Below are 6,414 nucleotides of genomic sequence, written 5' to 3'. Positions count from 1 at the left end.
TTAACGAAGATGTTGTGAAAGGTTGGAGAGAATCTATTCCTTTAAAACGTGGTGGAACGCCAGAAGACGTAGCAAATGTATGTGTCTTCTTAAGTTCAGATATGAGTGCCTATGTTACAGGACAAGTTATTAATGTAGACGGGGGAATGTTAACATAAAATAAGTTTATTGTTTATTGTTTGTAGTTAAATTTACTGAACAATGAACAATAAACTAACAACAATAAACATAAAAAATGACATCAAGCACCATTCTTTTAATATTACTTTCGGTTATTATTTCTGGAGTTGTTGCTTTTTATCAATATGTATTTAAAGCCAATATCCAAAAGAAAACAAATTGGTTATTGGCTTTTTTACGTTTTATTTCAGTTTTTTCATTGCTTTTATTGATAATTAATCCTGTAATTTCAAGAAAAACAGTAGAAACCAATAAAATTCCGCTTGCTATTGTTGCCGATAATTCGCGTTCAATAAATGAATTAAAAGCTGTTGATTTAGAAAAAGAATGGGTTGAAAAATTGACTTCAAATGCAGCTTTAAAAGAAAAATTTGAAATTCAAAGTTATACTTTTGATGATACATTTATTGCTGGAAAGTCATTAGATTTTAAAGGAAACCAATCGAATATAGATGATGTGGCAAACAATTTAAAGCAATTAAATAAAAATACTTTTTACCCAGTTGTGTTGTTAACAGATGGCAATCAGACAATTGGAAATGATTACGCGTATAGTTTTCAAGAATCAACTACTGTTTTTCCGGTTGTTTTGGGCGACACAACAGCTACTTTTGATTTGAAAATAAATCAGCTTAACGCGAATAAATACGCCTTTTTAAAGAATAAGTTTCCCGTAGAAGTTTTCTTGCAATACAACGGAAATAAGTCTGTTTCAACAACTTTTTCAATCGAGAAAAATGGTAAGAAAGTTATTAGTCAAGCGGTAAATTTCGATAAAAAAAACAAAGTACAATCGGTGCAAATTTTATTAGAAGCGGATAGAGTAGGTTTACAAAAATACAAAGCGGTACTTTCTTCATCGGTAAAAGAAAAAAATAGCTATAACAATACTAAAAACTTCGCAGTAGAAGTATTAGATCAGAAAAAAGAAATTGCAATTGTATCCGATATTTCTCATCCAGATATAGGCGCAATAAAACGGGCTATTGAATCTAATGCACAGCGTAAAGTAACTATTTTTAAACCAAATGAAATCAATGATTTAAAAAAATATAATGTATTGATTTTGTATCAACCAACCGCTTCTTTTAAGAAACTATTTGAAGCCAACAAAAACGTAAACATAAATACTTTTATTGTTACAGGAATGGCAACTGATTTTAATTTATTAAATCAAATGCAATCCGATTTAGTGTTTAAGTTAACCAATAAAAAAGAAGATTTTACAGCTTCATTTGTGTCCGATTTTAATCTTTTCGCACAATCTGATATACAGTTTTCGCAATTTCCGCCATTAGAAAATCCTTTTGGAAAAATTACTGAAAAAGGAAGTGTAAACACCTTATTGAAAGCAAAGGTAAATGGTATTGAAGTTGGAAATCCTATTTTAACTTTTTCTGAAAAAGGCAGTAATAGAAATGCCTATTTATTAGGTGAAAACTCTTGGAAATGGCGTATGGAGAGTTTTGTATTAAATCAATCTTACGAAAAATACGACCTGTTTATTGACAAGATTATTCAGTATTTATCTACTAATTCTGCAAAGAAATCACTTTTGGTTGAACACGAAAGTTTTTATAATTCTGGTGAAACAATAGAGATATTCGCACAGTATTTTAATAAAAGTTATGAATTAGAAGAAAATGCAAATTTGTCTATCACTTTAACAAACAAAGCTATTAAGGCCATAAAAAACTACAATTTTTCAAAAGCAAATAATGGGTACCAAGCCCTTTTTGATGGTTTAGAACCAGGAAATTATGCGTTTCAAGTAAAAGAAAATACGAGTAACGCCAGTTATAACGGAACTTTTGAAGTTTTAGATTTTGATGTGGAAAAACAATTTGTCAATCCTGATGTATCAAAATTACAACAATTGGCTAACCAGAATAATGGAACACTTATTTTTCCAAATCAAATGGATGCGTTAATTCAGAAGCTGCTTCAAAAAAACACCTATTTGCCTGTAGAAAAAACTATAATTAAAAATTCACCTTTAATTGATTTCTTGTGGTTACTAATTATTATTGTTGTATCTTTAAGTACCGAATGGTTCATTAGAAAATACAACGGATTATTATAAACTTAAAACTTCAAAAGATGATTAGTTTAAAAAGTATACAAACCGAAATAGACGCCAGTTATTTATATCGTATACTTGCTGAACACGAAGAAGAGGAAGCGGTTGCAGAAGTTTTTAAACAAATGAGTGAAATTGAGCACAGTCACGCTGTAGCTTTTATTCAGAAAAATAATTTAACGGAATCCGATTTGCCCTCGCCTTCATTTAGAGCCAAAACATTACATAAAATTGGAGCTATTTTTGGTTATGATTTTGTTTTAGGTGTTTTATTAGATACAGAAAAAAGCATATCAAATTCAGTTATAGGTGCAAGAAAAAAATACAGTTCGGCACAATCTATCTCCGATACGGCTCACGTTACGATATTAAAAAACATATTAAATACGAGTACTAAAGTTTCTGGTTCCAATTTAGCTCGTTTTGAAAAAAGACATCGTTCGGTTGGAGGTAATGCTTTAAGAGCTGCTGTTTTGGGAGGAAATGACGGTTTGGTTTCCAATTTTAGTTTAGTAATGGGAATTGCAGGTGCTACAAGCGGACAAAGTGAAGTATTACTTGCGGGAATGGCTGGTTTGTTAGCAGGCGCATTATCTATGGCATTAGGCGAATGGATTTCGGTTAAAAGTTCTCAAGAATTGTACGAAAACCAAATGCAATTAGAAATGGACGAATTAGAAGCTAACCCTGAAGGCGAACGTAAAGAAATAGCCTTAATTTATATGTCTAAAGGCATACCGAAAGACCAAGCCAATCATATGGCTGCTGATATTATTTCAAATAAAGATTTAGCACATCAATTTTTAATTAAAGAAGAATTAGGCATAAATGCAGAAGATTTAAAAGGTTCTGCTATGGAAGCGGCTATAACTTCATTTGTGCTTTTTGGTATTGGTGCGATAATTCCGGTACTTCCTTTTTTCTTTTACGGAGGAATGAAAGCGGTAGTTATTAGTACTGCTTTAAGTGCTGTTGGTTTATTTTTAATAGGTGCTATTATTACCTTGTTTACTGGCAAAAGCGTTTGGTATTCGGGATTTAGACAAGTATTATTTGGCTTGTTAGCTGCAGCTATTACTTTCGGTATAGGAAAACTAATTGGTGTATCGGTAATTGGGTAAATTTATAGTTGTCGTATTTATTATATTGAACTAAATTATATAGTTCAAGAAAAAACATAAAAAAATCCTTAATTCGCATTAAGGATTTTTTTTTGTAATTATAATTAGATGTTTATTCAGAAACTAAAACATACTCACCAGAAGCTAAAAGTGCTTCTGCTTTTTTGTATTTCATAGTTTCACTTTTTCCACTCATAACGTTTTTAATTGTTACGTTATCGTTTCTATTAATTTTCGGTTGATCTCTAACGATAGTTTCAGTTACTGTTGGGCGTTGTTGTGCTTGATTTCCTGCTTCTCTATTCGCTTGCGCTAAATCATCAGAATCTAACGTATCTTTAGATTCCGTATAATTTGATTTTTTAGTTACTTGTTTCGCTTCTTGAATGTTATTCGCATTTTGTGAAGGCAATTCTCCTTTAAATAAAAATGAAATCACATCTTTATTCACTTGCTCAATCATTGCTTTAAATAATTTAAACGCTTCAAATTTATAAATTAATAAAGGGTCTTTTTGTTCGTGTACCGCTAATTGAACCGATTGTTTCATTTCATCCATTTTACGTAAATGTTTTTTCCAGGATTCGTCTACAATAGCTAAAGTGATGTTCTTTTCGAAATCTGTAATTAACGATTTTCCTTCTGATTCGTAGGCTTTTGTTAAATTCGTAACTACATTTAATGTTTTAATTCCATCCGAAAAAGGCACTACAATTCTTTCAAATTGTCCGTTATTATTTTCGTAAACATCTTTAATAATTGGATAGGCTTCTTTTGCATCACGAACTACTTTTTCATCGTAATATGCATAGGCCGCTTTGTATGTTTTAGCTACAATTTGTTGCACATTTAATTTTGCAAATTCAATTTCTGTAACTGGAGCAGTAATAGAAAACGTTCGTATTAATTGAAATTCGAAGTTTTTAAAATCATTTACAATTTTATTGTTTTCTACAATTACCTCGCAAGTATCATAAATCATATTTACGATATCTACTTTTAAACGCTCACCTTGTAAGGCGTGACGACGACGTTTGTATACTACTTCACGTTGCGAATTCATAACATCATCATATTCTAATAAACGTTTACGGGTTCCAAAGTTATTTTCTTCTACTTTTTTCTGTGCACGTTCGATAGATTTTGTCATCATAGAGTGCTGAATCACTTCACCTTCTTTTAATCCCATTCTATCCATAACTTTAGCGACTCTTTCAGATCCGAACAAACGCATTAAGTTATCTTCCAATGAAACATAAAATTGTGAACTTCCTACATCACCTTGACGACCAGCACGTCCACGTAACTGACGGTCTACACGACGAGAATCGTGACGCTCTGTTCCTATAATGGCTAAACCACCAGCTGCTTTTACTTCTGGTGATAATTTAATATCTGTACCACGACCTGCCATATTTGTAGCAATAGTTACCACGCCTGGTTTTCCTGCTTCAGCTACAATTTCAGCCTCGCTTTTATGCATTTTCGCATTCAACACATTATGATTGATACCACGCATTTTAAGCATTCTACTTAATAATTCTGAAATTTCTACTGAAGTGGTTCCAATTAACACAGGTCTTCCAGCGTTTGAAAGTTCTACTACATCCTCAATAACTGCATTGAATTTTTCACGAACCGAACGATAAATTAAATCTTCTCTGTCAATACGAGACATTGGTTTATTTGTTGGGATTTCAACAACATCTAATTTATAGATTTCATTAAATTCGCCTTCTTCTGTGATTGCTGTTCCCGTCATACCTGCTAATTTGCTGTACATACGGAAGTAGTTTTGTAATGTTACTGTAGCAAAAGTTTGAGTAGCTGCTTCAATTTTTACGTTTTCTTTCGCTTCAATAGCTTGGTGTAATCCATCAGAATAACGACGACCATCCATAATACGACCTGTCGATTCGTCAACAATCATTACTTTGTTGTCCATTATTACATATTCTGTATCTTTTTCGAAAACAGCATATGCTTTTAATAATTGCGTAAGTGTATGAATTCTTTCTGATTTTACAGAAAACTCTCTGTATAAATCTTCTTTTAATTCGGCTTCAGCATCTTTATCTAAATTTTGTTTTTCGATAGCTGAAATTCCAGTTGAAATATCTGGCAATACGAAGAAATTCTCATCGGTATCTTGCGATAAAAATTTAATTCCATTATCTGTTAATTCTACTTGATTATTTTTTTCTTCAATAACAAAGTAAAGCGCCTCATCTACTTTTGGCATTTCTCTATTATTGTCTTGCATATGAGCATTTTCTGTTTTTTGAAGAATTTGTTTGATTCCTTCTTCCGATAAAAACTTAATTAATGCTTTGTTTTTAGGATACGCACGATAGGTTCTTAATAATTGAAAACCACCATCTTTAACATTTCCTTCTTTAATTAATCGTTTCGCTTCGGTTAAACAATCTGTTGCGATTTTTTTCTGTAATGTAAATAAATTTTCAACTTTTGGTTTTAATTCTAAAAACTCGTGTCTATCACCATCTTCAACAGGTCCAGAAATAATTAAAGGCGTTCTTGCATCATCTACTAATACAGAATCGACCTCATCTACAATTGCGTAGTTGTGTTTTCTTTGTACTAAATCTTCTGGAGAATTCGCCATATTATCACGTAAATAATCGAAACCAAATTCGTTATTCGTACCATAAGTAATATCGGCGTTATATGCTTTTCTTCTCGCTTCAGTATTTGGTTGGTGATTGTCAATACAATCTACAGTTAAACCGTGAAATTCGAATAAAGGTGCTTTCCAAGTACTATCACGTTTAGCTAAATAGTCATTTACAGTCACTAAATGCACTCCATTTCCTGTAAGTGCGTTTAAGTAAAGCGCAAGTGTTGCTACTAATGTTTTACCTTCACCTGTTTGCATTTCGGCAATTTTACCTTGATGTAACACGATACCACCCATTAATTGTACATCATAATGAATCATATCCCAAGTGATTGGTTTTCCAGCAGCATCCCAAGAATTTGCCCAATTTACTTCTTCACCAACAATGGTAATAT

Annotated in this window: 4 protein-coding genes; 3 read left to right on the top strand and 1 reads right to left on the bottom strand. The window is 32.0% G+C overall.

All coding sequences use genetic code 11. The annotated features are described in order from the left end of the window. The 3 genes from ACIQ11_RS08000 to ACIQ11_RS07990 all read left to right on the top strand — a co-directional run. Positions 1-158, top strand: a 158-nt coding sequence (locus ACIQ11_RS08000) for an SDR family oxidoreductase (protein WP_396154137.1), incomplete at its 5' end; no start/stop codon positions are given. A 77-nt stretch (positions 159-235) separates the two neighbouring features. Beyond that, complete coding sequence (locus tag ACIQ11_RS07995; RefSeq protein WP_396154136.1) at positions 236-2,263, top strand: hypothetical protein; 2,028 nt, start codon at positions 236-238, stop codon at positions 2,261-2,263. 17 nt (positions 2,264-2,280) lie between these two features. Continuing rightward, positions 2,281-3,381, top strand: a complete 1,101-nt coding sequence (locus ACIQ11_RS07990; RefSeq protein ID WP_396154135.1) for a VIT1/CCC1 transporter family protein — start codon at positions 2,281-2,283, stop codon at positions 3,379-3,381. A 112-nt stretch (positions 3,382-3,493) separates the two neighbouring features. On the opposite strand, the gene secA is transcribed toward ACIQ11_RS07990, so the two are convergent. Beyond that, positions 3,494-6,414, bottom strand: a 2,921-nt coding sequence (secA, locus tag ACIQ11_RS07985; RefSeq protein WP_396154134.1) for a preprotein translocase subunit SecA, incomplete at its 5' end; no start/stop codon positions are given.

The sequence above is a fragment of the Flavobacterium sp. genome (assembly GCF_044361065.1).
GTDB lineage: Bacteria > Bacteroidota > Bacteroidia > Flavobacteriales > Flavobacteriaceae > Flavobacterium.
This window is presented reverse-complemented; position numbering and strand designations above follow the sequence as displayed.

Excerpts from the sequence above, each read along its gene's own strand:
- ACIQ11_RS07995 (WP_396154136.1), top strand. The coding sequence starts at position 236 with ATGACATCAAGCACCATTCTTTTAATATTACTTTCGGTTATTATTTCT.
- ACIQ11_RS07990 (WP_396154135.1), top strand. The coding sequence starts at position 2,281 with ATGATTAGTTTAAAAAGTATACAAACCGAAATAGACGCCAGTTATTTA.